The sequence below is a fragment of the Bosea sp. OAE506 genome (assembly GCF_040546595.1).
Classification (GTDB): domain Bacteria; phylum Pseudomonadota; class Alphaproteobacteria; order Rhizobiales; family Beijerinckiaceae; genus Allobosea.
Genome location: NZ_JBEPOB010000001.1, coordinates 3,802,572 through 3,829,124 on the forward strand (window position 1 = coordinate 3,802,572; position 26,553 = coordinate 3,829,124).

Sequence of the window (26,553 nt, forward strand, 5' to 3'; positions counted from 1 at the left end):
ATCTCGTCCAGAAGAGCCTCTTGCTTCACGAGATTCTCGGGTCTGCGCTTCGCTCCGCCCGAGAATGACGAACCTTCTTCGCTTCGCGACGCCCCCCTTCGGAATCATTTCCCATGACCCACATCGCCATCGTCGGCTCGGGCCTGATCGGCCGCGCCTGGGCCACCGTCTTCGCCAGCCATGGCTGTGCTGTCGCGCTGCATGACGTCGCGCCCGGCGCGGCGGAGGCGGCGCGCGCCCATATCGGCACCAATCTCGAGGAGCTCGCGGGCCATGGGCTGGTCGCCGACCCCAAGGGATCGCTGGCCCGCATCCGCGTCGCCAGCGACCTCGCCGATGTCCTGACCGGCGCCGACCTCGTGCAGGAGAACGGGCCGGAAACCGTCGCGGCCAAGCAGCAGCTCTTCGCCGAGATGGACGCGCTCTGTCCGCCCTCGACGATCCTGGCGTCCTCGACCTCCTTCATCATGGCCTCGGTGTTCAGCGAGACCCTGGCGGGCCGGGCGCGCTGCCTCGTCGCGCATCCGGTCAACCCGCCCCATCTCGTGCCGATCGTCGAGCTGGCGCCGGCGCCCTGGACCGATCCGGCTATGGTCGAGCGGGCCAAAGCGATCTACGAGCAGGCCGGCCAGGTGCCGATCGTGCTGCGCAAGGAAAAGCCCGGCTTCGTGCTGAACCGCCTGCAGGCCGTGCTGCTGGCCGAGGCCTTCCGCATCGTCGGCGAGGGTGTCGCCAGCGCCGAGGATGTCGACAAGACGATCCGCGACGGCCTGGGTCTGCGCTGGTCCTTCATGGGGCCGTTCGAGACGATCGAACTCAACGCGCCTGGCGGCATCCCCGATTACTGCGCGCGCTATTCCGCCTCGCTCGACCGCATGGTGAAGTCCTCTGAGGGGCTCGGCAATCCGTTCGACGCTGCGACGGTCGAGACCGTAATGAGCGAATGGCGCGGCGCCCAGTCGCCCGATCGCGTCAAGCGCCTGAGCGACTGGCGCGACACGCGGCTGGCCGCGCTGCAGGCGCATAAGCGCGCTTCGGGTGCCAAGCCGGACTGACGCCGGCCCTTCGAACCGCCATCAAGCCTGAAAGGACACCTCCGCCATGGCCAAGAACCGCAAAGTCATCATCACCTGCGCGGTCACCGGCGCGATCCATACGCCTTCGATGTCGCCGCATCTGCCGGTGACGCCGGACGAGATCATCGAGGCCGCCGTCGGGGCGGCGGAGGCGGGTGCGGCGCTGGTGCATGTCCATGCCCGGAACCCGGTCACCGGCCAGCCCGACCAGTCGCCCGAGGCCTTTGAGCCCTTCCTGAAGGTGATCAAGCAGCGCTCGGACTGCGTGATCAACATCACCACCGGCGGCGCCCCGACGATGGGCGTCGAGGAGCGGCTCGGCCCCTGCGCGCATTTCAAGCCCGAGGTCGCCTCGCTCAACATGGGCTCGATGAATTTCGGGCTCTACCCGATGCTGGCCCGGTTCAAGGACTTCAAGCACGATTGGGAGAGGCCCTATCTCGAAGGCTCGAAGGACCGGATCTTCAAGAATACCTTCCAGGACATCGAGAACATCCTGACCACCTGCGCGGAGAACAACACCCGTTTCGAGATCGAGTGCTACGACATCGGCCATCTCTACACGCTGGCCCATTTCGTCGATCGCGGGCTGGTGAAGCCGCCCTTCTTCGTGCAGTCGGTCTTCGGCATTCTCGGCGGCATCGGGCCCCATCCCGAGGATGTCGTCCATATGAAGCGCACGGCCGACCGGCTGTTCGGCGACCAGTATCACTGGTCCGTGCTCGGCGCGGGCCGTCACCAGCTGCCGATCGCCGCCATGTCGGTCGCCATGGGCGCCAATCTGCGCGTTGGCCTGGAGGATTCGCTCTGGCTCGGGCCGGGGCAGTTCGCCAAGTCGAACGCCGACCAGGTCCGGGCGGCCCGCATGATCATCGAGGGACTCGGGCTCGATGTGGCGACCCCGGCCGATGCGCGGGAGATGCTGCAGCTCAAGGGGGCCGACAAGGTCAATTTCTAGCGCCGACCGGGTTGTCACGGAACCACCGCGGCGGCCCGGGATGCCGCACGACGGGCTCTTTCGAGCCCGTCGTCGGAGGGTGGCCCTGACTCGGGCCTGTGGCCTGTCCGGTCATCGTCAGCATTTGAGAACGGACCGGAGCGAGGCGTCCGGCTGCCGATCGGTATTCTGTGTGCATCCAGAATGCGAGGCCCCGCGTAACCGCATTGAGAGCTTTTGGAATTTGCGCAGCACTTTTCGTGCGGCGGATTTTATCTTGAGATAACAAGATTAGATCGCGACAATATTCGTTCTTTGTTATTAAATATTGGAACGTTTTATTCGATCAATTGTTGAGCTCATCGATATCCCAACCATGGAGATAGACGATGACTGTTCAACAGATCACTTCCCTTGCGAAGGATAGGCCAGTCCAGGGGCGCCGCGCGTTCCTTCGCTGGTCGGGCGTCGCTGCCGCGGCCGCCGTCTCATTCGGGGTGGACGTGCCCAGCCTCAAGCTCGGCGAGGCCTTCGCCCAGTCCCGCGCCGTGGATCTCGGTGGCGGCGATCTGGGTGTCCTCAACTACGCCTATGCGCTGGAGCAACTGGAGGCGGCCTTCTACACGCAGGTCATCGCCAGCCCCTATGCAGGCATGACCGCCTACGAGCGCGCGCTGCTGACCGACATCCGCAATCATGAGATCTCGCATCGCGCGTTCTTCAAGAAGGCGCTCGGCGCGAACCGGATTCCGGACCTCGCCGTGAACTTCTCGGCGGTGAACTTCGGCGATCGGATGAGCGTCCTGAAGACGGCGATGACCTTCGAGGACCTTGGCGTGTCGGCCTACAATGGCGGCGGCGCGGCGATCAGGACGCCCGCCTATCTCGCGGCTGCGGGCTCGATCGTCTCGGTCGAGGCCCGCCATGCCGCCACGGTTCGCGACATGCTGCGGCCCTTCACCGAATACTTCGCCGGGGACGACGTGATCTCGCGCGGCGGTGTCGACGTCTCCAACCCGCCCTCGGCCGTCCTGCGCGCCGCAGGTCCGTTCATCGCCACGCCGGTCACCGCGTCGCAGCTCCCCTGAGCGCGATCTCGATCCGCATTCTCATCCGAAAGGCATCGATATGACCCATCAAACACTACTCTCCACGCTCGACCCCGATCTCGCGGGCGCCCTGGCGTCGCGACGGGACCTCTTCGTCTCGACCGCCAAACGGCTCGGCGCGGTCGCCTCGGCACCCGTCGTGCTGGCGGCGGTCTCCAGCCAGGCCTTCGGCCAGGGCATGCCCGCGCAGGTCGCCGCGGTCCTGAACTTCGCGCTGACACTCGAATACCTCGAAGACGAATTCTACAGCGAAGGGCTGCGCGCTGGCGTCGTGCCGGATCGCTTCGGGGTGGTCTTTCGGCAGATCAGCTCGCATGAGGCCGCTCACGTCACCCTGCTGAGCTCGACGCTCGGCGCGGGCGCCGTGGCCAAGCCGCGGTTCGATTTCACGGCGGGCGGCAGGTACGCCAATGTCTTCCGCGATTTCAAGACGTTCGCCAGCGTGGCGCAGACCCTGGAGGACACCGGCGTCGCCGCCTATGCGGGCCAGGCTCCGGCACTGATGGGCGCGGACGCAGCCTTGACGACGGCGCTGCGCATCCACTCGGTCGAGGCGCGCCATGCCGCCGAGGTTCGGCTGGTTCGTGGGGTGAGGCCGTGGAAGGGCGCCACCGACAAGCCGATGACCAAGCAGCAGGTCCTGGCTGCCGTCAGCCCCTTCATCGACGCCTGATCGGCCATCTCCAAAACGGGCGCCATGTCAGATCCAGACATGGCGCCACAAACATGAAGCGGGTTGAGGCGGCGTCACGGCCTTGTCCTCGGCCCAGCTCAGACAGCGCCGCCGGAGCGGCGCTTCAAGCGTGTCGGTATCGCGCTGATGCGCTGCTGCGGGAGAGCGCCGCGCCCAGCGCTGATCACTTGCCCCAGCGCAGCGCGAGCGGATCGAGTTCCCGCGCCAGTTCGATCAGCCCCTCGCGGGTCTTGGGATGCAGCGGCGTCAGCGGATGGCGCACGGCTTCCGACTTGATGACGCCGCCCTCCTTCATCACCGCCTTGGCCGAGCGCAGGCCGCACTGGCGGTTCTCGTAGTTGATGATCGGCAGCACCTTCGCATAGAGCGCGGCGGCCTGCTTGCGGTCGCCCGCGGCATGGGCGGCCAGGATCGGCTTGATCAGATCGGGGATCATGGCGCTGGTCATCGTGCCGGTCGCGCCGGCGTCAAGATCGGCCATCAGCGTGATCGCCTCCTCGCCGTCGAAGGGGCCCACCACTGCATCGCCGCCAGCCTCGATCAGCGCACGCAGCTTGTTGGCCGTGCCGGGCACCTCGATCTTGAAGTAGCGGACGAGCGGCACCTCTTTCCGCCAACCGGATCATGAAGGGCACGGTCAGCGTCACGCCCGAGAGCGGCGCATCCTGCAGGATGATCGGGATGCCGCAAGCGTCGGCCACCTGCTTGAAATGCTCGACCATGCCCTGCTCGTCGGCCTTGAGGAGGGCACCGTGATAGGGCGGCATCATCATCAGCATCTTCGCGCCGGCATCGGCCGCGGCCTTGGCGCGCTGGGCGGCGATGCGGGTCGAGAAATGCGAGGTGGTGACGATGACCGGCACGCGCCCGGCGACCTGCTCCAGCGAGAGATGCATCACCTGCTCGCGCTCGGCGTCGGTGAGCAGGAACTGCTCGGAGAAGTTCGCGAGGATGCAGATGCCGTCGACGCCCTGATCGACCATCAGGTCCATGACGCGGCGGTTGCCGTCGAGATCGACGTCGCCATTGTCGTGGAAGATGGTCGGCGCGATCGGCAGGATGCCCTTGTAGGGTTCGGTCATGTTGGTGGTCCTTCGTGGAGGCGGTGTGATCAGTCAGCGAAGCCCAGGACAGCGCCCAGGGATTTGTCCAAGCGCGACAGTTCGTCGGTGGTCAGGCGACCGATCGAACGGGAAATGCGCTCGGTCTTCACCGTGGTCGGCTTGTCCACCATGATCTGGCACCGCAACCGCAGACCATTTGCGATGGTCGGCTCGAGCGTGATGCGAAAGTCCGAGGCCTCGCTCAGCAGCGAGGTCATTTGACAGACCACGATGGAGGGATGGTTGGCAGGCATGCCGTCGGACTGAACGACGACGGCCGGCCTCGGCTTGCTGTAGTCCCCGGAGGCCGCGACGATGACGATGTCGCCGCGTTTCACCACTTTTCCGACGGGTCGGGGTTGTCGAACTCGGAGACTGCTTCGATCCAGGCGAGGGCGTCGGCCTCGTCGGCAGGATCGAGCGCGGCGGACTGGCGAGCGATCCGCTCCCGCACTTCAGCGGACCGCATGTCGGGCAGCAGCAACCGCACTTCGCGCAATCCCTGCTCGCGCCGTCGCCGGCGCATTTCGCGCATCCGTTCTGCGACCGCGGACATGAGACGGCCTCCCGTTTCGAGCAAAGAGCGTAACGCGTTACGCCAGGACCCGCAATCGGCGGCAGCATGGCCGGCTTAGCCCTTGGCCGCGACCGTCACGGACCGGCCGCGCAGGGTGCGGACGGCCGAGCCGATCAGCGGCAGCAGCAGCAGGGCCAGCCCGATGCCCATCAGCGTCGAGACCAGCGCGTTCGACCAGAAGATCGAGAGCGAGCCCTGGCTGAAGATCATCGACTGGCGGAAGGCATCCTCGGCCTTGTCGCCGATGACCATGGCCAGGATCAGCGGCGCGATCGGATAGTCGAGCTTCTTGAAGACATAGCCGACGATGCCGAAGGCGAGCGCGACCCAGATGTCGAACTCCTTGCTGGCAACCGTGTAGGCGCCGATGAAGCAGATCATCACGATCAGCGGCGCAACGATCGAGAAGGGAATGCGCAGGATCGAGGCGAAGAGCGGGACCGTCGCAAGCACGACGACCACCGCGACGACGTTGCCGAGATACATCGAGGCAATCAGCCCCCAGACGAAGTCCGGCCGCTCGATGAAGAGCATCGGGCCGGGGTTGAGGCCCCAGATCATCAGTCCGCCCATCATCACGGCGGCGGTCGCAGAGCCGGGGATGCCAAGCGCCAGCATCGGCAGCATCGCGGCGGAGCCGGCGGCATGGTCGGCCGTCTCGGGCGCGATCACGCCCTCGGGCTCGCCCTTGCCGAACTTCTCCGGGTTGCGCGAGGAGCGCTTGGCCATGGCGTAGCTCATGAAGGAGGCCGCTGTCGGCCCGCCGGGCGTGATGCCCATCCAGATGCCGATGGCGCTCGAGCGCAACAGAGCGACCCAGTAGCGCGGCAGCTTGGCGGCGGTCAGCAGCACGTCGCGGACGCGGACCTTGGCGGCGACGCCCTCGAAGCGCAGCCCCTCCTCCATCGTCAGCAGCAGTTCGCCGATGCCGAACAGGCCGATCACCGCGATCAGGAAGGAGATGCCACCGAGCAGGATATCGAATTCATAGGTCAGGCGGATATTGCCCGAAACCGAGTCCATGCCGACCGAGGCCAGCGCGAAACCGACGCCCATCGAGACGACCGCCTTGAAGGGAGAAGCGCCGCCCAGGCCGATGAAGCTGGCGAAGGTCATGAAATAGACAGCGAAATATTCGGGCGAGGAGAAGCGCAGCGCGAATTTCGCGACCCAGCCGGACAGCAGCGTGATCAGGATGACGCCGGCCAGCGCCCCGAACCCCGCCGAGAGGAAGGCGAAGGAGAGCGCTTCGGTCGCCCTGCCCTGCTTGGCCATGGGGTGGCCGTCGAAGGTCGTCGCCACCGAGGAAGGTTCGCCGGGGATGTTGAACAGGATCGAGGTGGTCGAGCCGCCGAACAGCGCGCCCCAGTAGAGCGAGGTCAGAAGGATGATCGCCGAGACCGGCTCCATGGTGAAGGTCAGCGGCAGCATCAGCGAGACGCCGTTGGGCGCGCCGAGGCCGGGCAGCACGCCGACGAGGATGCCCAGCAGCACGCCCGCCATCATCAGCAGGACATGGTGGGTGGTGAGCGCGACCGAAAAGCCGTGCATCAGCGAGGCGACGTTATCCATGGCAGCGTCCTCGTTGGCGTCCGGCAGGCCTTAAAGCCCGATCAGGCGCTCGACCGGGCCCTTGAGCAGGCCGATCTGGAAGAAGCGCTCGAACACGGCGTAGAAGACGACTGCGGCAGCCAGCGCACTGGCGGCCGAGACGAGCCAACCGTAGCCGCCCTGGAAGCGCATCGCGTAGAAGAGGTAGGCGATGGTGGCGACATACATGCCCGCGAAGGCCGTGATCAGCACGAAGGCGACGAGCGGGGCGAAGAAGGAGATGACGCGGCCCGCCCGCTCGCGATCGAGGAAGATCTCCTCGACGATGGCCGCGCCGCGCAGACGCTGGGCGAAGGTGACCACCAGCGTCCCGACACTGGCGAGGGCCACCAAAGCGCCGGTGTAGAAGGGAAAGGCGCCGGGCTGCGGACCCGACGTATCCCAGCCGATCCCGAATTCGAGAGCGCCCCGGACGACGATCAGCCCGAAGGCGAGCGTGACGAGCGCGGTCGCGGTTTCCGCCCAGAAGCGCGTGATCATGGAGCGTTTCCTCCCGGCCGGGACGGCCGCTCGAAACTGGCAGGGAGCGTTCGAAGACAAGCCGGACGGCCGGGAGGCCGTCCGGAGAGGCATCAGCCAGGCTGCGTCAGTTGACGACCCAGCCCTCGGCCTGGAAGACCTTCTTGTTGGCGGCGTCGTCCCTGGCGACGAAATCGGCCAGTTCCTTGCCCTTCATGAACCGGGCGGTCTGGGCCGTGCGGGTGACGAACTCCTGCCATTCCGGCGTCTTCGAGACCTTCTCCAGCACGCCTTCGTAGAAGGCGACCGCGTCGGCAGGCACCTCGGCCGGGAGCCAGACGGTGCGGGGCATCTGGAAGGTCTCGATCGGCAGGCCGGCTTCCTTGCAGGTCGCGATGTCGCCCCAGCCCTTGCCCTCGAAGACCGGCTCGCCCTTGGCGAGGCGCACCGGCGAGAAAACGCAGAGCGGCTTCACCTGGCCGGCCTTCCACTGGCCGATGTTCTCATTGGGATTGTTGACGTTGGAGTCGATGTGGCCGCCGGCGAGCTGCACGGCCGCGGCGCTGCCGCCCTGGAACGGGACGTAGATCATCTTGGCGCCGGTGGCGTCCTGGATCATCATCGTCAGCGTCTGGTCGGTGTCCTTGGACTGGCTGCCGCCCATCTTGAAGCCCATCGGCTTGGCCTTGATCGCCTCGATGTAGCTCTTGGCGTCGGCATAGGGCGCATCGCCCTTGACCCAGAGCAGGAATTCGTCGAGCGCCAGCGCCGCGACCGGCGTCAGGTCGGAGACCTTGTAGCCGAGCTTGGCGACATAGGGCAGCAGATAGGCGTTGTTGGTGCCGAAGACGACGCGATGCGCGTCGCCCTTGCCGGCCTTGCCGTGGATATAGCCCTCGGCGCCCGAGCCACCGCCCTTGTTCACCACCACGATCGGCTGGTCGAACAGCTTGTGCTTGCTGATGATCGACTGGATCATGCGGGCGAAGTTGTCGGTGCCGCCGCCGGCACCCGAGGTGACGACGAACTCGACCGGCTTGGTCGGCTGCCAGGCCTGGGCGTTGCCCGCCGCGCCGATGGCGATGGCGCCGACAAGTGCGGCTGTGATGCTGAAGCTCTTCATGCGTTGTCTCCCTGAATGATCGGTTTCATGGCCACTCTTGAGCGGCGGCCTTGGAACGAAGTGGGGTGTCAGGCGGCGGCCTTGGCCCTCGCCTTGCCGTCCTGTGCCATTTTGACGGCGAGCGCGAGCGCGGCGCGCGTGGCGCCGAGATTGGCGATGCCCTTGCCGGCGATCTCATAGGCCGTGCCATGGGCGGGGGTGCAGATCGGGAAGGGGAAGCCGCCGATCAGGGTGACGCCGCTGTCGAAGCCGATCAGCTTCATCGCGATCTGGCCCTGGTCGTGATACATGGTGAGGACGGCGTCGAAATCGCCGTTGCGGGCGCGCAGGAAGACCGTATCGGAGGGGAACGGCCCCTCGACGGTGAAGCCCTTCGCCTTGGCGGCCTGCACAGCGGGCTCGATCGTATCGATCTCGTCGCGGCCGAAATTGCCGCCATCGCCGGCATGGGGATTGATGCCCGCAACCGCGATGCGCGGCGGGTCAAAGCCGGCCAGGCGCAGATTGGCGTCGGCCAGCGTCAGCGCCCGCAGGATGCGGTCCTGGGTGATGTTGGCGGCGACTTCGGAGAGCGGGATGTGCGAGGTGACGCGGGCATTCCAAAGCTTGCCGAGGATGTTGAATTCGCTGGCAGGGCCTTCGAAGCCGATCGCGTCGCGCACGAAGCGGATCTCGTCGTCATAGCCTGGATAGGCGAAGCGCATCGCCGCCTTGTTGAACGGCGTGAAGAAGACCGCGTCGGCCTGGCCAGCGGCTGCGAACTGGAGCGCGCGGCGGAAGTTCTCGGTTGCGGCCTTGCCGCCGGCGAGCGTGGCCTTGCCCCGCTCCAGATCGGCGGGATCGTGGTTGGCGAGATCGATGAAGACCGGGCGCTCACCGAGCGGCAGAGCCTCGCCGTCACGGACGATGCGGACCTGCGGATCGACACCGGAATCGGCGATGCCGAGGGCGAGCAGGCGCGCGTCGCCGAAGACGACATAGCGGGCCGCGGCGCGCAGATCGGGCTCGGCCAGGATGCGTGCTGCGAGTTCCGGGCTGATGCCCGAGGGGTCGCCCATCGCGACTGCGATTACCGGCAGTTCGGCCGTCCTGCGCTCATCCATCTTACGGCTCCCCTGTCCTGCTCTCGTCTGGCGTGGTCCTCTGGCTAACACAGCCACCCCGCGGTCACAAGTATGCTGTATGCAGCATATCTCCTTTGCGGTAGACAGGATCAAGAGGCGGCCTTCTCGCGCAACGAGCCGCCCGGGAGGAGCCAATGAATTTTCACGCCCATTATGCCGGCATCATGCAGCCGATCGAGACCTGCCTTGTCGGCAGCGGCGGCTTTGGCCGCAGCTACCTCGCCCAGGCCCGCAGGATCCCGCTCGTCAATGCGCGCGTCGCGGTCGACGTGACGGCGGAGGCCGCTGGCCGTGCGTTCGAGGCGGCGGGCTACGACAAGCGCGAGATCGCGCTCTGCGAGACGCCGGCCGAGGCCCGGGCCGCCTGGGATGCCGGCCGCTGCGTCGCCGCCGGGCGCCTGGAGACGGTCATCGCCCTGCCCTTCCAGCTGCTCGCCGAGGCGACCGGCAGCCCGGAGGCCGCGACCCGGCACAGCCTGCTGGCGATCGAGGCCAGGCGCCATGTCGCGCTGGTCTCGAAGGAGGCCGACAGCGTCGTCGGGCCAGGCCTCGCCCGGCTGGCACGCGATGCCGGCGTGGTGGTGACGCCGGTCGATGGCGACCAGCCGAGCCTGCTGATCGGCCTGGCGAGCTGGGCCGAGGTGCTCGGGCTCGAGATCATCGCCGTCGGCAAGTCGAGCGAATATGATTTCGTCTTCGATCCCGGCACGGGTGCGGTGACCTGCAACGGCGTGACACGCTCGCTCCCGGCGTTGCGCGATCACTGGCTGGGCGGTGGATCGCCGGTCGAGGCCGCCGCCGCGCGGGCGCGCATCCTGGGCGAAGCGTTTCCGCTGCGCGCCGTCCCTGATCTCTGCGAGATGACGCTGGTCGCCAATTCGCTCGGTTTCCAGGCCGACCGGCCGGATTTCCATGCGCCGCCAGCGCGGATTCCGGAGCTGGCAGATCTGTTTGCCCTGCAGAGCCAGGGCGGGCTGATGACCGGCACGCGGCGCATCGACGTTTTCCACCATCTGCGGCTGGCCGAAGAGGCGAGCTTCGCGGGCGGCGTCTTCATCGTCGTCACCTGCGACAATGCCGAGACCTGGGAGATGCTGGCCGGCAAGGGCCATGTCGTCTCGCGCTCGGGCGCAACCGCGATGCTGTATCTGCCGCGGCATCTGCTCGGCGTCGAGGTCGCGACCTCGGTGCTCGACGCTGCCGGGCTCGGCCGCTCCGGCTATGGCGAGGATTACCGTCCGCGGCATGATCTGGTGGCGGTGGCGCAGGCCGATCTCGCGGCCGGGACGGTTCTGACCATGGGCGGCCATCATCACAGCATCCAGAATGTCGGCGCCGAGGTCCGCCCCGCAGCGCCGCTCGCCGATGAGCGCCCCGCCCCGTTCTACCTCGTCGCCGATCGGCGCCTCATGCGCCCGGTGCGGGCGGGCGAAGCCATCCGCCTCGGCGATGTCGAGATCGACGGCGGCTCCGGCCTGCTGGCGATGCGCCGGCGGCAGGATGCACTCTTCGCAAGCGAGACCGGCGCCGGCGTTTGACAGCATCGGGTTCCCATGCCGTAACCGGCACAATGACAGGATCGGTGAAACGGCGATGAGCGAGCCTGCAATCGACTACCCAAGGATCACGCGGCGGACCCTTCATGACGAGGTTCTGGAACGGGTCCGGGACATGATCATCGAGGGGCGGCTCGAGCCCGGCCAGCGCATCAATGAAGGGCTGGTGGGCGCGCAGCTCGGCGTCTCGCGGACACCCCTGCGCGAGGCGATCAAGACACTCGCCAGCGAGGGGCTGGTCGAGATCCTGCCGGCCAAGGGCGCGATCGTCAGGCGCTTCTCGGCGCGCGACCTCGCCGATGTGCTCGAGGTGCTGAAGACACTCGAACAGCTGGCCGGGCGCATCGCCTGCGAGACAGCCTCCGACGCAACGATCGAAGAGATTCACAGCCTGCACCGGCAGATGCTGGCGCTCTACGAGACGCGCAACCGGCTGGAGTATTTCAAGCTCAACCAGGCGATCCACAGCGCCATCGTCGCGGCCTCCGGCAATGCCGTGCTGGTGGAGATGCACGGCACGCTGCAGTCGCGGATCAAGCGGCTGCGCTTCGTCGGCAATGAGGGGCCGATGAAATGGGCCGGTGCGGTCGCCGAGCACGAGGAGATGATGGCGGCCCTGCTCAAGCGCGACGCGACCGAACTCAGCCGCATCATCGGCCAGCACATGGACTCGACACTGCTGCGGGTGCGCGAGGTTCTCTAGTCGCAGCGTCGCTTGCAGCCCCGAGGCGGGCCCGCAAGCGGAGCCGGATCAGCCCTGCCGGCGCGCGGGATGCGCGAGCGCCGTCATGACGCCCCGCAGTTCCGCCAGCCCACGCAGGCGGCCGATCGCCGGATAGCCGGGGAAGCTGCCGCGGCCAATATCGTCGAGAATCTCGTGGCCATGGTCGGGCCGCATCGGGATCTCCCAATCGGCGCGCCCTTCGGCACGGCGCCGGGCCTCCTCGTCGAGCAGCGCCGCGATCAGCGCGACCATGTCGGTGTCGCCACCGAGATGCTCAGCTTCCATGAAGGAGCCATCCGGGTCCTTGGCGACATTGCGCAGATGCGCAAACCAGATCCGGTCGGCGAAGCGACGCGCGATGGCCGGCACGTCGTTGTCGGGATGGGCGCCGAGCGAGCCAGAGCACAACGTCAGCCCGTTCGCCGGCAGATCGACCATGTCAAGAACGGTCGCGATGTTCGCCTCCGTCGAGACGATGCGCGGCAGGCCGAAGAGCGGGCGTGGCGGGTCGTCCGGATGCACGCACAGGCGCATGCCGAGGTCCTGCGCGGCGGGGATCACAGCGCGCAGGAAGCGGGCGAAGTTCGCCCGGAGCGCATCGGCGTCGATACCGGCATAGCGCGCCAGCATGCCCCGCAGGCTCGGCACGTCGTAGCGGTCATAGGCGCCCGGCAGGCCGGCCATGATGTTGGCGAGCAGGCGGTCACGGTCGGCCTGCGTCGAGGCCTCGAACCAGGCCCGCGCCCTGTCGAGCAGCTCGGGCGGATGCCCCTCCTCGGCGCCGGGACGCTCGAGGATAAGCCAGTCGAAGGCGAGATATTGATGGGCGTTGAAGCGCAGCGCGCGCGCGCCGGCCGGGAGCGGGTGGTCGAGCTCGGTGCGTGTCCAGTCCAGCACCGGCATGAAGTTGTAGCAGATCGTCTTCAGGCCGCAGGCGGCGAGGTTCGCCAGCGACTGCCGGTAGTTGGCGAAGATCGGCTCGAGATCACCCTCCCCCAGCTTCACGCGCTCATGGATCGGCAGGCTCTCCACCACCGACCAGTCGAGCCCGAAGCCCGGCGCCGCGATCTCGGCCTTGCGTTTCTCGATCTCGGCGACGCTCCAGACTTCGCCATAGGGGATGTGGTGCAGCGCGGTGACGATGCCGCTCGCACCGGCCTGCCGTGCGGCGGCGAGCGTGACGGCGTCGTCAGGGCCGAACCAGCGCCAGGTCTGTTTCATCGGATCGGCCTCGGCTCACATCAGCAGGTTGGGGAGGAAGAGCACGACGCTTGGGAACAGGGCCAGAAAAAGCACCACGGCGAGGATCGCCGCGATGAAGGGCAGCGATTCGATGAAGTACTCCTCGATCGAGCAGTCCAGGATCGAGCAGACCGTGTACATCGCCACGCCGACCGGCGGCGTCATCGAGCCGAGCGTTACGATCGACATCATCAGGATGCCGAAATGCACGGGATCGACGCCGAGCTTGGTGACGATCGGAACGAAGATCGGCGTCAGCAGCAGGACCAGCACCGTGCTCTCGACGAAGCAGCCGGCGATCAGCAGCGAAATCAGGATCAGGATCACGATCGCCAGCGGGTTCTGGGACAGGCCCAGCATCCATTCGGCGACCTCCTGCGGCGCCTGCTCGAAGATCAGCGCATAGCCGACCATGCCCGAGAGCAGGATGATCAGCATGATCACGCCGACATCGAGGACGCCCTCGCCCAGCGCCTCCATGAAGCTCTCGAAGGTCAGCTCCTTGTGCAGGAAGATGCCCACGACCACGGCATAGACGACGGCAAAAGCGCCGATCTCGGAGGGCGTGAAGATGCCGGCGCGGATGCCGAGCAGCAGCGCGACGGGGAAGAGCAGCGCCCATTTGGCATCGACGACAGCGCGCCAGACCGCCTGCCGGGTGGGCAGTTCCTTGGTCGCGGAATGGTAGCCGCGCTTGCGGGCGACCAGCCAGACGACCGTCATCAGCGCCACCATCATCAGCAGGCCGGGAATGACGCCGGCAAGGAAGAGCCGACCGATCGAGACGTTGCCGACGAAGCCGTAGAGGATCAGGCCCAGGCTCGGCGGAATCGTCGCCGTGATCAGCGAGCCGACGGCGATCGCCGCGCAAGTAAAGCCCTTCGAATAGCCACGCCGGATCATGTCCGGGCCAAGAATGCGCGCCTCCATCGCGGCGTCGGCGACGGCCGAGCCGGAGACGCCGCCCATCAGCGTCGAGAGGAGGATGCAGACCTGGGCCATGCCGCCGGCCATCCAGGACACCAGCACGTTCGAGCAAGCGACCAGCCGCGTGGTGATGCCGGTCTTGTTCATCATGTGCCCTGCCAGCACGAAGAACGGCACGGCCAGCAGCGGGAAGCTCTGCGACGCCGTGGCGATCTGCTGCACGCCGATGCCGAGCGGAATCGAGCCGGAGAGGACGAAGAAGGAGAAGCCGGACATGCCGATGGCCAGCGCCACAGGCAGGCCGAGGAACATCAGGAGGAAGAAGAGACCCCAGAGCATCAACATCGGTTGCGCCTTACCCGAGCTGGCTGTCGGAGCGGTCGAGGCCCCGATCGGCATAGAAGACCAGCGAGCGTGTCCGCAGCGCATGGACCAGGTTGATTGTGATGGTGAGCGCCAGCAAAGCGGCCCCGACCGGAACGGCCGCGGTGACCCAGGCATAGGAGATGCCGCTGTCGCCATAGACGCGCTGCCAGTTCAGCAACGTGAGACGATAGCCGGAGACCGCGAGCGCGCCGAGGAAGGCGAGCGCCAGCAAGGCGAGCCCGATTTCGATGAACCAGCGCGGCGTGCGCGGCAGCTTTCGGACGAAGAGATCGACGCCGATATGCGCCTTCAGCCGCATGGCCCGGTTTGCGCCGAGGAAGCAGACCCAGATGAACAGCAACTGCGCCACGTCGATCGACCAGATCAGCGGGTAGCCGAAACTGCGGCCAAGCGCGGCCAGAAAGACGAGGACCACGATCGCCGCCAGCAGCACCTTGGCTACCAGGAATTCGGCCGAGATCAGGAAGTGCGACATGGCGGCGTGGCCTACTCGGTTCGCGCGGAAGGGCGGCGGCGCGCTGGGCGCGCGCCACCGGATGGCATGGGGCAAACGGGCCCGGTTACTTCAGGAGCTTCACGACCTCGGCGCGCAGTTCGGTGTAGCCGAGCTTCTCGTAGACTCCCTGGGTCGCGTCGACGAAGGGCTTCTTGTCGACCTCGGCAATGGTCATGCCGTTCTTCTTCATCGTCTCCTCGAAGCCGGCGAGCGACTCCTCGGTCAGCTTGGAGGCGTAGTCGCCGGCCGCCAGCGATTCCTCGCGCAGGATGGTCTGCAGCTCGGGCGTCAGCTTGTCGAACCAGGCGGCGCTGGTGACGATGCCGGTGATCAGGTTGAAATGGCTCGTCTTGGTGACGTGCTTGGCGACCTCATAGAGCTTCGAGCCGACGGTAGCGGGGTGCTGCGCCTCGACCGCGTCGATCACCTTCTGCTGCATGGCGGGGTACACCTCGCCCCAGCCCATCGGCGTCGGGGTCGCGCCCATGGCCCGGATCGTCTCCATCCAGACCGGCGCGCCCGGCGTGCGCATGCGGACACCGGCGAGGTCGGCAGGGACCTTGACCGGCTTGTTGGTGATCAGATGCCGGTCGCCCTGCCACCAGTTGAACGACAGGACCTGGTGGCCCGACGTCGTCCTGAGTTTGGCGACCCAGGTCTCGAACAGCGGCGAGGTCACGACCTTGCGCACGCCCTGGAAGCCGTCTGCGAGGTAGGGCGCGCTGAGCACGCCGAACTCCTTCACGAATACGGCGAGACGGCCGCCATCGACGACGACGGCGACATTAGCACCGGCGCGGGCCTGTTCCAGCACGTCCTCGTCCTTGCCGAGCTGCGAGCCCGGGAAGATGCGGACAGTGAGCTGATTCTTGGAGCGCTCGGCGATCCGATCGCGCATTCGCTCCAGCCCCTTGTAGAGCGGGTCGTCACGGGTCAGCGCAGTGTTGACGTTGAGCTGGGCCTGCGCCTGGGCGGCGGCGGGCAGTGCGAGGGCGACAGCCCCCAATGCGAGCGCGCACAGCGTGCGCCTGTTCACGGTAAACATCTGATACCCTCCCTTGCGGTGCTCGACGCGTCTTGGGACGCATTGATGTATGGCACCATACCGGTATGATAGCCCTACCTTGGGAGAAGGCAAGCCGTATGCACAGCCCCGTTTCGCTCAAGCTGGCGGACCCCATCGTCCCGCAGATCATCCAGATCCTGCGGCAGGCGATCATCGAGATGCACCTGAAGCCCGGCGAAGCGCTTTCGGAGAAAGAGGTCGCGCTGCGCTATGGCGTAAGTCGCCAGCCCGTGCGCGAGGCTTTCATCAAGCTGGCGGAAGCGGGCCTGCTCCAGGTGCTGCCGAGCCGGGGCACCTATGTCGTCAAGATCTCGGTGCGCGAGGTGCTCAACGCCCGCTTCGTGCGCGAGGCGATCGAATGCGCGCTGGTGCGCAGCGCCGCGGAGTTGATCGATGCTGCCGGCGTCGCGCGGATCGAGCATCTGGTCGATGAACAGAAGTTGGCAGCGGAGGCCGGCGATTCAGCGCGCTTCTATGCCCTCGACGAAGCCTTCCATCGCGCCATCGCCGACTGCGTCGAGTGCGAACCGGCGCTGCGCGTCGTCGAAAGCGCGCGCGCCCAGACCGACCGGGTGCGCTATCTCAGCCTGCCGGACGCCTCGCCGCTGGCGCTGCTGATCGCCCAGCACGAGGCCATTCTCGACGCCATCAAGGCGCGCGATCCTGAGCGGGCCGAGGCGGCGATGCGGACCCATCTGCGCGAAATTCTGAGCGCCCTGCCCCGACTGGCGGAGCGCTTCCCGGACGTGTTCGACCGCAGCGACGTCCCCCCGCACGCCCGTCCGATTTCGGGCTGAGGCCGGCCGGGTTCAGCCTGTGGAGGAAGGTGTCGCTCTGGCGGCATCGAGCCGGGCGACCGTCTCCTCCAGGCTTTCGGCGACGCCGAGCATGAAGTCCTTGCCGAAGGCGATGATCGTGTCCGGCGGCTCGCCCTTGAAGCTGTAGACGACGCTGACCCGGTCGGGATTGACGTAAACCGGCTTGCCGTCGGCCGGCGAGGTGAACTGGCAGAGCTTGGCCATGGAACTCTCGCGATTCGCTGAAGTTCGTCAGCTATAGGACGGATGCGCCGTTCTGTGGACCGGCACCGCTGCGCCCAGCACGGTCCCGCCTGCGGCGCCACCTGTCCCGCTTCTTTTCGGACCTCTTGCGCTCGATCAGGGCGCGCGGCCAGACGGCGTGGTCCCTTCCGCCGGCAACCGCGAAGGACGTCTCGATGAGCCACGCAACGCCGAGCCCTCTGAGCCCGGCCGAACTCTCGCTCCTCCACCGCTACTGGACCGCGGCGAATTATCTCTCGGTCGGCCAGATCTACCTGCTCGCCAATCCCCTGTTGCGCGAGCCACTGAGACCCGAGCACGTCAAGCCGCGCCTGCTTGGCCATTGGGGCACGACGCCGGGGCTGAACTTCATCTACGCGCATCTCAACCGGGTGATCGCGGCGCGCGACCTCGATATGCTCTATGTCTGCGGCCCGGGGCATGGCGGGCCGGGCATGGTCGCCAACACCTATCTGGAAGGCTCCTACAGCGAGACCTATCCCGAGATCACGCGGGATGCGGAGGGCCTGCGCAAGCTGTTCCGGCAGTTCTCCTTTCCCGGCGGCATCCCCAGCCATGCCGCGCCCGAGACGCCGGGCTCGATCCATGAGGGCGGCGAACTCGGCTATGCGCTGGTCCATGCCTTCGGCGCCGCCTTCGACAATCCCGCTTTGATCGTCGCCTGCGTCGTCGGCGATGGCGAGGCCGAGACCGGGCCGCTCGCGGCGGCCTGGCATTCGAGCAGGTTCCTCGATCCGGTACATGACGGCGCCGTCCTGCCGATCCTGCATCTCAACGGCTACAAGATCGCCAACCCGACGATCCTGGCCCGCATGCCGGCCGACGAATTGCGCAGCCTGCTCGTCGGCTACGGCTACGAACCCTTCTTCGTCGAGGGCAGCGAGCCGGACCTGATGCACCAGCAAATGGCCGGGACGCTCGACCTCGTCTGCGACCGCATCCGCGCGATCCAGCAGCAGGCCCGCAATGGCGGCGAGGTCACGGGGCGGCCGCGCTGGCCGATGATCGTGCTGCGCAGCCCCAAGGGCTGGACCGGGCCGAAGACCGTCGACGGCAAGAAGGTCGAGGGCTTCTGGCGCTCGCATCAGGTGCCGATCGCCAATGCGCGCGGCGATGCCGGCCATCTCAAGCTGCTCGAAGACTGGATGCGCGGTTACGCGCCCGAGACGCTGTTCGACGAGGACGGCCGCTTGAAGCCGGAGTTGCAGGCGCTGGCGCCGTCGGGGACACGTCGGATGGGCGCCAACCCCCACGCCAATGGCGGGCATATGAAGCGCGAGCTGAAGCTGCCCGATTATCGCCGCTTCGCCATCGCCCTGCCCGGCCCCGGCGGCGCGGTCGCCGAGGCGACGCGCACGATGGGCCGCTTCCTGAAGGAGGTCGTCTCCCTCAATGCGGAGGCCCGCAATTTCCGGATCATGGGCCCCGACGAGACGGCCTCGAACCGGCTCGATGCGGTGTTCGACGTGACCGAGCGTGTCTGGCGTGAGACGATCCTGCCAGAGGACGTGCATCTCGCGCCGGAGGGCCGCGTCATGGAGGTGCTGAGCGAGCATCTCTGCCAGGGCTGGCTCGAGGGCTATCTGCTCACCGGCCGGCACGGCCTGTTCTCCTGCTACGAGGCTTTCATCCACATCGTCGTTTCGATGGTGAACCAGCATGCGAAATGGCTGAAGGTCTCGCGCGAGATCCCCTGGCGGGCACCGATCGCCTCGCTGAACTACCTCCTGACCTCGCATGTCTGGCAGCAGGACCATAACGGCTTCAGCCATCAGGATCCGGGCTTCCTCGACCTGATCGCCAACAAGAAGGCCGATACGGCGCGGATCTATCTGCCGCCGGACGCCAACACCCTGCTTTGGGTCACCGACCACTGCCTGCGGACCTATGACCGCATCAACGTCATCGTCGCCGGCAAGGCCCCGGCGCCGCAATGGCTGACCATGCCGAAGCCGGGATCGGCATCTGGTCCTGGGCCGGGAGCGAGCGCGCGGGCCGCGAGCCCGACATCGTCCTCGCCTGTGCCGGCGACGTGCCGACGATCGAGACGCTGGCCGCGGCAGCCCTGCTACGCGAGGCGCTGCCGGAACTCGCCCTGCGTGTCGTCAACGTGGTCGATCTGATGACGCTGCAGAGCCGCAGGCAGCATCCGCACGGTCTGAGCGACGCGGATTTCGAGGCACTGTTCACGGCCGACAAGCCGGTGATCTTCGCCTTCCATGGCTATCCGCAGCTGATCCACCGGCTGACCTATGACCGGCCCAACCATGCCGGCCTGCATGTCCACGGCTATCGCGAGGAAGGCACGACGACGACGCCCTTCGACATGCTGGTGATGAACGGGCTCGACCGGTTCCACCTCGCCATCGCAGCCATCGAACGGCTGACGAAGCCGGGCCCGGAGGCAGAGCGCGCCCGCCGGCGCTTCGAGGACCGGCTGATCGCTCATGCGGCTCATATCCGCGAGCATGGCGAGGACATGCCGGAGATCCGCGACTGGCGCTGGGGCAGCGAGACGGTGGCCCGCTGAGGACGCGCGGCGCCTTGGGCGATGTCCAAGCGCGGCGCTTCATAGTATGGGCAGAGCGCCATGGACGCCGCCGCCCTGATTACGAGCCTCGCCAGCCAAGGCCCGCTGCTGCTGACGGCGATCCATGTCGCGACGGCAGGGATGGTGACCATCCACGCCCTCATGCGCAAACGCGACGTGCCGGCCGCAATCGGCTGGATCGGGCTGGCGTGGCTGTCGCCCTTCTTCGGGCCGCTGCTCTATTTCGGCTTCGGCATCAACCGGGTAAAGCGCCGGGCGCGGCGCCTGCGTGGTGCCGAGGAGCATGCCCGCAGCCAGCGCGGCACCGTGGCGGCGGGGCCGACGGGCAGCCTCCAACGCGCGGTCGGCCGCATCACGCGGGCCCGGCCCGAGGCCGGCACGGTTTCCGCCGTGCTAGAATGCGGCGACCAGGCCTATCCACGGATGCTGGCCGCGATCGACGCCGCCACCACCAGCGTGGCGCTCTCGACCTTCATCTTCCGCACGGACGAACTCGGCCTGAAGTTCGTCGCGGCCCTGGTGCGGGCGCATCGCCGCGGCGTCGCCGTTCGCGTGCTGATCGACGGCTTCGGCGGCGGATTCCTGTTCTCGCGCGCCTATCACGCCCTGCGGCGGGAGGGCGTTCCGGCGGCACGCTATCTGCATTCGCTGCTGCCATGGAAGATGCCGCTGCTGGACCTGCGCCTGCACAAGAAGATCCTGCTGATCGACGGCCGCATGGCCTTCGTCGGCGGGCTGAACATCGGCGGCGAGAATTGCGTGGCGGACCGGCCGCCCGAGCCGGTGCGCGACGTGCATTTCCTGGTCGAGGGGCCAGTGGTGCGGCAGATCACGGAGAGCTTCCAGGACGACTGGACCTTCTCGACGGGCGAATCGCTGGAGGGCGAGGCCTGGTTCCCCTCAATGCCGGCCGAGGGCGGAGCGCCGGCCCGCGTCATCTCGTCGGGTCCCGACCAGAGCGTCGACCAGCTCATGCTGGTGCTGCTCGCCGCGATCAACACGGCCTCTTCCAGCCTGCGGATCGCCACGCCCTATTTCCTGCCGGACGAGCAGATCATCACGGCGCTGCAGCTTGCGGCGCTGCGCGGCGTCGAGGTTCACATCGTCATCCCCCGGCGCAACAACCACCGGTTGATGGGATGGGCGATGCAGGCCCATATCCGTCCCCTGCTCAAGGCCGGCTGCCGGATCTGGCATTCGCCCGATCCGTTCGACCATTCCAAGCTGGCGACGATCGACGACGGCTGGAGCCTGATCGGCAGCGCCAACTGGGATGCGCGCAGCCTGCGACTGAACTTCGAAATCACAGTGGAGTTGTATGCCCCGGAGCTGGCGGTTCGCATCGCGGCGCTGATCGACGGCAAGCGCGGCGAGGCCGTGACGCTGGAGCAGATCGATGCGCGCTGGCCGATCGTAAAAATCCGCGACGCCGCGGCGCGGCTGCTGATGCCCTATCTGTGAGCGAGGTCGCGTGAAGGTCGCATCCTACAACATCCACAAATGCCGCGGCACCGACCGTCGCGTCCGCCCCGATCGCATCGTCTCCGTTCTGGCCGAGATCGGGGCCGATCTGGTAGCGCTGCAGGAGGTCGATCGACGTTTCGGGCAGCGCACGGGCCTGCTCGACCCTGCTGCGATCCTGCGGGAGACGGGCCTGCACCTGCTGGTCCAATCCGATGTCGTCGACGGGCATGGCTGGCATGGCAATGCGCTGCTGGTGCGCGGCGAGCCCCTCTCCTACCGGCGCTTCCGGCTGAAACTTCCCGGCGTCGAGCCCAGGGGCGCGGTGGTGGCGGAGCTCGACCTCGGCGAGGGGCGCTTCCGCGTGATCGCGGCGCATCTCGGCCTGCTGCGGCGCTCGCGCATCGACCAGGCGACGACGCTGCTGCACGCCTTCCTCGAACTCACGCCGATGCCGACCATCCTGCTCGGCGACTTCAACGAGTGGCGGCGCGGGCGGCGCTCGGCGCTCGACGTGCTCGTCCCGCATTTCGCCGACATAAAGCACCCGCCGAGCTTTCCCTCGCGCCGGCCGATGCTGCCGCTCGACCGCATCCTGGCGTGGCCGGACGGGCTGATCTCCGAACTTGCGATCCATGACACGGCGCTGTCGCGGAAGGCCTCCGACCATCTGCCGCTGACGGCCCGGATCAACGTGTCGCGGCTGCAGGCCGCGATGGTCAGCGCCGCCTGAGCGCGATCGCCCGGCCTCAGGTCGCGGGCACGGCCGACGCCGCAGCCGGCGCCGGCTGCTCCTCTCCCCTCGGCAGCATCCGCGCCGCATTGGCGAGGAAGAGCAGTTCCGAGCCGACATGGATGAAGGCGGCGATGACGGGGTCGAGATGGCCGGTCGCCGCCAGCGCGATGCCGACCGCATCGACGATCAGCGTTCCCGCGAAGTTCTGCCAGATCACGCGGCGCGTCTGTCGCGCGATCCGCAGCGTCTCGACGAGCTTGAGCAGGTCGTTGCCGATCAGGATGATGTCGGCGCTGTCCTTGGCAATGTCGGTGCCCGCGCCCATGGCGATGCCGAGACTGGCGGCCGTGAGCGCCGGCGCATCGTTGACGCCGTCGCCGACCATCCCGACGACGCGCCCTTCCCCGACCAGCCTGCGCACCCGCGCCAGCTTGTCCTGGGGCTGCATGTCGCCGACGGCCTCGGCAATGCCGATCTGACGGGCGACGCTCGTCGCCACCGCAGCCGTATCTCCCGAGAACAGCAGCGTCCTGACGCCGATATCGGCCAGCGCCGCCATCGCTGCGGCAGCCTCCGGACGAAGCGCGTCCGCGACGATGATCTCGCCGAGAAAGCGCCCATCCGCCGCGACGACGATATCCGAGCCGACCACCGGATGGTCACGGGTGGGCACCGCGATACCGGCTTCCTCCAGCAGCGCGCGATTGCCGACCAGCACGATGCGCCCCTCGACCATGGCGGTGATGCCGCGCGCCACCTTGAACTCGGCCGATGTCGGCTCCGGCACCGACAGACGCCGCGCGCTCGCTTCCTCGACGACGGCGCGGGCCAGCGGATGTTCGGAGCGCATTTCCGCCGCTGCCGTCAGCCGCAGCAATTCGAGCGGATCGACGCCCCCCGCCGGCAGGATCTGCTCGACGCCCGGCTGGCCCAGCGTCAGCGTGCCGGTCTTGTCGAGGACCAGCGTATCCACCCGCCCCAGCGTCTCGAGATGGACGCCGCCCTTGATGATCGCGCCCAGGCGCGCCGCGCGACCAATGCCGCCGAGGATGGCGATCGGCGTGCCCGCCGCGATGCCGCAGGCACCGGCGACGATGATGACCGAAATCGTGTCGCGCAGGTCGCGTGTGATCAGCCAGGTCAGGACCGCGGCGAAGGCGGCGGCATAGACGAGATAGCCCGCCATCCGGTCGGCCAGCTTCTGCACGGGGGCCCGGCTTTGCTCGGCAGCCTCCACCGCCTCGATGATCTGGCCATAGCTGGTGTCGCGCCCGACGCGTTCGACCGCGATCTCCAGCGCGCCCATATGGTTGATGGAGCCGGCATAGGCGGCGTCGCCCACCGCTCTTTCGACGGGCATGGACTCGCCGGTGATGCGGGACTGGTCGACCAGCGAATGACCGGCCAGGACCACGCCGTCGACGGGGAGTTTCTCACCCGGATTGACCAGCACGACGTCGCCGATCGCGACCGCATCGACGGGCACCGTCACCGTCCCGTCGCCACGCCGGATGCGGGCCTCGCGCGGGATGAAGGCGACGAGATCGCCGATGGCGCGGCGGCCGCGGGCAATCGTGAGATGCTCGAGTTCCTCCGCGACGAGGACGAAGAGGGTGACGACCAGCGCCGTGAAGATTTCCGCGATCGCGGCGGCGGCGGCGATCGCGATGAGCATGGAGAGTTCCATGGTCATGCGTCGCGCGAGCAGATTGGCCAGGGCCTCCCGCAACACCGGCCAGACGCTGAAGCCCAGCGCCAGAAGGCCGATGACGCTGATCTGGGCCACGGGCTCGTAGAGTTGCAACCAGACGGCCGCAGCGCCTAGGGCCGCGACGGCGATGCGGACGACCGCCAGGGCCTCGAAGGGCGCGTGCTGGTGAACGTCGTCGCGGGCATGGAGCCGCGCACCCGTCGCTTTACGCTCCAGGACGGCGGCCTTCTCGTCGACCATCGTCATGGGCGTTCTCCCGCTCGGCAGCTGTGCGGCGGTCGGCTCCTGCCGGTCGCTGCTGCCCACGGGAGAGCTAGGCCTGCAGGACGATCGCCGCCTTGCGGCGGATCAAGGCCGCCGCGCGAAACGCGCCTCTACGGCGGCAATATACGCGTCGCGCGAGGGGCCGAGATGCTGGCGACAGAGCGCGACGAGGCGGCCGCGGTCGCCGCCGGCCAGAGCCTCGACCATCGCGGCATGCTCGTCGCGCGCCAGCGCCAGATGCTCGGGGCTGGCGGCGGTGATCGAGCGGGCGCCATGGACCTTCTGGGCGAGCCCCTGGATCAGCTCGACCAGATGAGGGTTGCCGCAGGCGCGAAACAGCGTCTCGTGGAAGCGGATGTTGGCCCGGAAGGCGCCGCGCGCATCGCCCGCCGCGACCGCCTCGGCATGGAGCTGCTGCAACGCGCGCAGCGGGCCCAGGACGTCCGGTGCAATGGGCAGCGGAATCTGCTCGGCGGCGAGCGTCTCCAACACCTCGCGTACGGAATAGATCTGACGCACCTCGGCGGGGTCGAGCAGCCGGACCACGGCGCTGCGGTTGGGGATGCGCTCGACCAGGCCGACCCGCTCGAGCTCGGCCAGCGCCTCGCGCACGACATGACGCTTCACCCCGAGCCGTTCCGCGAGCTCCTCCTCGACGAGGCGCTCGCGCGGCAGGAGCCAGCCGAGGACGATCTCCTCCTCCAGCATGGCAGCGACGGAGCGGACTCGATCGGCGGTCTGGGCCTTCAAAGTGGTCTCTGGCATGCGCGATCGTAACCTTCGCCAGGATTGTTGACAATCATGGCGACAGCTCTAATGCTGCCTCTATGAGCGCTTCCGACGACGATACCCCATCCGCGGCTCCGGCGGCACGCGGTCTGCGCCGCAATCTGGCGACCTATGGCGACCCGGGCTTCTCGCTGTTCCTGCGCAAGGCCTTCATCAAGGCCGCCGGCTTCTCCGACGATGCGCTCGACCGGCCGATCATCGGCATCACCAACACCTTCAGCGACTTCAATCCCTGCCATGGCAACGTGCCGCGGCTGATCGAGGCGGTGAAGCGCGGCGTGATGCTGGCGGGCGGCCTGCCGATGGAGTTCCCGACGATCTCCATCCACGAATCCTTCGCCAACCCGACCTCGATGTTCCTTCGCAACCTGATGGCGATCGACACCGAGGAGATGATCCGCGCCCAGCCCTGCGATTCCGTGGTGCTGATCGGCGGCTGCGACAAGACCGTTCCGGCCCAGCTCATGGGCGCCGTCAGCGCCGACGTCCCGGCGATCCAGCTGATCACGGGACCGATGCTCGTCGGCCACCACAAGGGCGAGATCCTCGGCGCCTGCACCGACTGCCGCCGCCTCTGGGGCCAGCACCGCGCCGGCCAGATCGACGAGGCCGAGATCGAGGTGCTGAGCGGGCGGCTCGCGCCGACGCAAGGCACCTGCATGGTGATGGGCACGGCGAGCACGATGGGCTGCCTGGTCGAGGCGCTCGGCATCGCGCTGCCCGGCTCGGGCACCATCCCCGCCACCCATGCCGACCGCATCCGCGCCGCGGAGGCGAGCGGTCGCGAGGCTGTGCGCTTGGCCCAGGGCGGGCCGAAGCCCAGCGAACTGCTGACGAAAACCGCCTTCCGCAACGCGCTGACCGTGCTGCAGGCGATCGGCGGCTCGACCAACGGGCTGGTGCATCTCGCCGCCATCGCGCGGCGGGCCGGTCTCTCGATCGATCTCGAGGAGTTCGACGCCATCGGTCGGAAGGTGCCGGTGCTGATCGACCTGAAGCCGTCCGGCGACCACTACATGGAGCATTTCCATTGGGCCGGCGGCGTGCCCAAGCTGATGAAGGAGCTCGGAGACCATCTCGACCGCTCGGCGCCGACGATCGACGGGCGCACCATCGGCGAGATCGCCGACGCGGCCGAGGACATCCCGAACCAGACGATCATCCGCACCGCCGCGAGCCCGGTGAAGCCGACCGGCGGCATGGCCGTGCTGCGCGGCAACCTCGCGCCCGGCGGCGCGGTGATCAAGCATTCGGCCGCCTCGCCGGCCCTGCTGACGCATACCGGTCGCGCCGTGGTGTTCTCGTCCGTCGAGGACATGGTCCGCCGCATGGACGACCCCGACCTCGACGTGACGGCCGACGACGTACTGGTCCTGACCAATGCGGGGCCGAAGGGCGCGCCCGGCATGCCCGAGGCCGGCTACATCCCGATCCCCAAGAAGCTGGCCCAGGCCGGCGTCAAGGATATGGTCCGCATCTCCGACGCCCGGATGAGCGGCACGGCGTTTGGCACCATCGTGCTGCACATCACGCCGGAATCGGCCGTCGGCGGCCCGCTCGGACTCGTTCGCGACGGCGACATGATCCGGCTCGACGTCGAGGCGCGCGAGATTGCGCTTCTGGTCGACGATGCGGAGTTGGAGCGGCGCAAAAGCGAATGGCAGCCGCCGGCCCATCTCACGCAGGAGAGCCGCGGCTACCGCCATCTCTACCTCACCACCGTCCTGCAGGCGGACGAAGGCTGCGACTTCGATTTCTGCTGACCGGCC

The 26,553-nt window shown here is 67.6% G+C and carries 23 protein-coding genes and 2 pseudogenes; 11 read left to right on the forward strand and 14 right to left on the reverse strand.

Annotation, left to right across the window (positions count from 1 at the left end):
• Nucleotides 1-113 precede the first annotated feature (113 nt).
• From ABIE41_RS18465 to ABIE41_RS18480, 4 genes are all read left to right on the forward strand, one after another.
• Nucleotides 114-1,055 (forward strand): 3-hydroxyacyl-CoA dehydrogenase, encoded by a 942-nt coding sequence (locus ABIE41_RS18465; protein WP_192641724.1) that lies wholly within the window; start codon nucleotides 114-116, stop codon nucleotides 1,053-1,055.
• Nucleotides 1,056-1,101: 46 nt separating this feature from the next.
• The gene (gene kce / locus ABIE41_RS18470) at nucleotides 1,102-2,034 is read left to right on the forward strand and encodes a 3,5-dioxohexanoate:acetyl-CoA acetone transferase (RefSeq protein ID WP_192641725.1); all 933 of its coding nucleotides are present in this window, start codon (nucleotides 1,102-1,104) and stop codon (nucleotides 2,032-2,034) included.
• A 482-nt stretch (nucleotides 2,035-2,516) separates the two neighbouring features.
• Nucleotides 2,517-3,101: a ferritin-like domain-containing protein gene (locus ABIE41_RS18475; RefSeq protein ID WP_210320832.1), complete on the forward strand. Its 585-nt coding sequence runs from the start codon at nucleotides 2,517-2,519 to the stop codon at nucleotides 3,099-3,101.
• A 40-nt stretch (nucleotides 3,102-3,141) separates the two neighbouring features.
• Nucleotides 3,142-3,795, forward strand: coding sequence for a ferritin-like domain-containing protein (locus tag ABIE41_RS18480; protein WP_192641727.1), 654 nt, complete (start codon nucleotides 3,142-3,144; stop codon nucleotides 3,793-3,795).
• Between the two features lie 184 nt (nucleotides 3,796-3,979).
• Here the strand turns inward: ABIE41_RS18480 and ABIE41_RS18485 are convergent.
• The 7 genes and pseudogenes from ABIE41_RS18485 to ABIE41_RS18515 form a co-directional block, all read right to left on the reverse strand.
• Nucleotides 3,980-4,898, reverse strand: a pseudogene (locus ABIE41_RS18485) (dihydrodipicolinate synthase family protein).
• Nucleotides 4,899-4,927: 29 nt separating this feature from the next.
• On the reverse strand, nucleotides 4,928-5,257 hold the full coding sequence (locus ABIE41_RS18490; RefSeq protein ID WP_192641729.1) for a type II toxin-antitoxin system PemK/MazF family toxin: 330 nt from the start codon (nucleotides 5,255-5,257) through the stop codon (nucleotides 4,928-4,930).
• Entirely contained in the window at nucleotides 5,254-5,475 is a 222-nt protein-coding gene (locus ABIE41_RS18495) for an antitoxin MazE-like protein (protein ID WP_354192759.1), read from the reverse strand. Before ABIE41_RS18495 ends, ABIE41_RS18490 begins: the two co-directional genes overlap by 4 nt.
• 75 nt (nucleotides 5,476-5,550) lie before the next feature.
• The gene (locus ABIE41_RS18500; protein ID WP_192641730.1) at nucleotides 5,551-7,068 is read right to left on the reverse strand and encodes a tripartite tricarboxylate transporter permease; all 1,518 of its coding nucleotides are present in this window, start codon (nucleotides 7,066-7,068) and stop codon (nucleotides 5,551-5,553) included.
• A 30-nt stretch (nucleotides 7,069-7,098) separates the two neighbouring features.
• Nucleotides 7,099-7,587: a tripartite tricarboxylate transporter TctB family protein gene (locus tag ABIE41_RS18505; protein WP_192641731.1), complete on the reverse strand. Its 489-nt coding sequence runs from the start codon at nucleotides 7,585-7,587 to the stop codon at nucleotides 7,099-7,101.
• Nucleotides 7,588-7,693: 106 nt separating this feature from the next.
• Entirely contained in the window at nucleotides 7,694-8,689 is a 996-nt protein-coding gene (locus tag ABIE41_RS18510; protein ID WP_192641732.1) for a tripartite tricarboxylate transporter substrate binding protein, read from the reverse strand.
• Between the two features lie 68 nt (nucleotides 8,690-8,757).
• Nucleotides 8,758-9,792, reverse strand: a complete 1,035-nt coding sequence (locus tag ABIE41_RS18515; protein ID WP_192641733.1) for a 4-hydroxythreonine-4-phosphate dehydrogenase PdxA — start codon at nucleotides 9,790-9,792, stop codon at nucleotides 8,758-8,760.
• A 155-nt stretch (nucleotides 9,793-9,947) separates the two neighbouring features.
• On the opposite strand from ABIE41_RS18515, the gene ABIE41_RS18520 reads away from it, so the two are divergent.
• Nucleotides 9,948-11,351 carry an NAD(P)H-dependent oxidoreductase gene (locus tag ABIE41_RS18520; RefSeq protein ID WP_192641734.1) on the forward strand — a complete coding sequence of 468 codons (1,404 nt, stop codon included), beginning with the start codon at nucleotides 9,948-9,950 and terminating at the stop codon, nucleotides 11,349-11,351.
• Between the two features lie 55 nt (nucleotides 11,352-11,406).
• Nucleotides 11,407-12,072, forward strand: a complete 666-nt coding sequence (locus ABIE41_RS18525; protein WP_354192763.1) for a GntR family transcriptional regulator — start codon at nucleotides 11,407-11,409, stop codon at nucleotides 12,070-12,072.
• A 48-nt stretch (nucleotides 12,073-12,120) separates the two neighbouring features.
• Here ABIE41_RS18525 and uxuA read toward each other — a convergent pair whose 3' ends face one another.
• The 4 genes from uxuA to ABIE41_RS18545 all read right to left on the reverse strand — a co-directional run bounded on the left by uxuA (nucleotide 12,121) and on the right by ABIE41_RS18545 (nucleotide 16,190).
• Entirely contained in the window at nucleotides 12,121-13,314 is a 1,194-nt protein-coding gene (gene uxuA / locus ABIE41_RS18530) for a mannonate dehydratase (RefSeq protein WP_192641736.1), read from the reverse strand.
• Nucleotides 13,315-13,329: 15 nt separating this feature from the next.
• Complete coding sequence (locus ABIE41_RS18535) at nucleotides 13,330-14,607, reverse strand: TRAP transporter large permease (protein ID WP_192641737.1); 1,278 nt, start codon at nucleotides 14,605-14,607, stop codon at nucleotides 13,330-13,332.
• A gap of 10 nt (nucleotides 14,608-14,617) precedes the next feature.
• Nucleotides 14,618-15,124, reverse strand: a complete 507-nt coding sequence (locus ABIE41_RS18540) for a TRAP transporter small permease (protein WP_192641738.1) — start codon at nucleotides 15,122-15,124, stop codon at nucleotides 14,618-14,620.
• A gap of 85 nt (nucleotides 15,125-15,209) precedes the next feature.
• Nucleotides 15,210-16,190, reverse strand: coding sequence for a C4-dicarboxylate TRAP transporter substrate-binding protein (locus tag ABIE41_RS18545; RefSeq protein WP_192641739.1), 981 nt, complete (start codon nucleotides 16,188-16,190; stop codon nucleotides 15,210-15,212).
• 98 nt (nucleotides 16,191-16,288) lie between these two features.
• On the opposite strand from ABIE41_RS18545, the gene ABIE41_RS18550 reads away from it, so the two are divergent.
• Nucleotides 16,289-17,008: a GntR family transcriptional regulator gene (locus ABIE41_RS18550; protein WP_192641740.1), complete on the forward strand. Its 720-nt coding sequence runs from the start codon at nucleotides 16,289-16,291 to the stop codon at nucleotides 17,006-17,008.
• A 12-nt stretch (nucleotides 17,009-17,020) separates the two neighbouring features.
• Here the strand turns inward: ABIE41_RS18550 and ABIE41_RS18555 are convergent, their stop codons facing one another.
• A complete protein-coding gene (locus ABIE41_RS18555; protein WP_192641741.1) occupies nucleotides 17,021-17,233 on the reverse strand; it encodes a hypothetical protein in 213 nt (70 codons plus the stop codon).
• Nucleotides 17,234-17,427: 194 nt separating this feature from the next.
• On the opposite strand from ABIE41_RS18555, the pseudogene ABIE41_RS18560 reads away from it, so the two are divergent.
• The 3 genes and pseudogenes from ABIE41_RS18560 to ABIE41_RS18570 all read left to right on the forward strand — a co-directional run bounded on the left by ABIE41_RS18560 (nucleotide 17,428) and on the right by ABIE41_RS18570 (nucleotide 22,017).
• Nucleotides 17,428-19,802, forward strand: a pseudogene (locus tag ABIE41_RS18560) (phosphoketolase family protein).
• Nucleotides 19,803-19,862: 60 nt separating this feature from the next.
• A complete protein-coding gene (locus ABIE41_RS18565; RefSeq protein ID WP_192641742.1) occupies nucleotides 19,863-21,284 on the forward strand; it encodes a phospholipase D-like domain-containing protein in 1,422 nt (473 codons plus the stop codon).
• A gap of 10 nt (nucleotides 21,285-21,294) precedes the next feature.
• Nucleotides 21,295-22,017 carry an endonuclease/exonuclease/phosphatase family protein gene (locus ABIE41_RS18570; protein WP_192641743.1) on the forward strand — a complete coding sequence of 241 codons (723 nt, stop codon included), beginning with the start codon at nucleotides 21,295-21,297 and terminating at the stop codon, nucleotides 22,015-22,017.
• A 16-nt stretch (nucleotides 22,018-22,033) separates the two neighbouring features.
• Here the strand turns inward: ABIE41_RS18570 and ABIE41_RS18575 are convergent, their stop codons facing one another.
• Together ABIE41_RS18575 and ABIE41_RS18580 are read right to left on the reverse strand one after the other, a co-directional pair.
• Nucleotides 22,034-23,977, reverse strand: a complete 1,944-nt coding sequence (locus ABIE41_RS18575) for a heavy metal translocating P-type ATPase (RefSeq protein WP_354192769.1) — start codon at nucleotides 23,975-23,977, stop codon at nucleotides 22,034-22,036.
• A 102-nt stretch (nucleotides 23,978-24,079) separates the two neighbouring features.
• A complete protein-coding gene (locus tag ABIE41_RS18580; protein ID WP_192641744.1) occupies nucleotides 24,080-24,760 on the reverse strand; it encodes a GntR family transcriptional regulator in 681 nt (226 codons plus the stop codon).
• 62 nt (nucleotides 24,761-24,822) lie between these two features.
• Between ABIE41_RS18580 and ABIE41_RS18585 the strand changes: the two genes are divergently transcribed.
• Nucleotides 24,823-26,547, forward strand: a complete 1,725-nt coding sequence (locus ABIE41_RS18585; RefSeq protein ID WP_192641745.1) for an IlvD/Edd family dehydratase — start codon at nucleotides 24,823-24,825, stop codon at nucleotides 26,545-26,547.
• Nucleotides 26,548-26,553 lie beyond the last annotated feature (6 nt).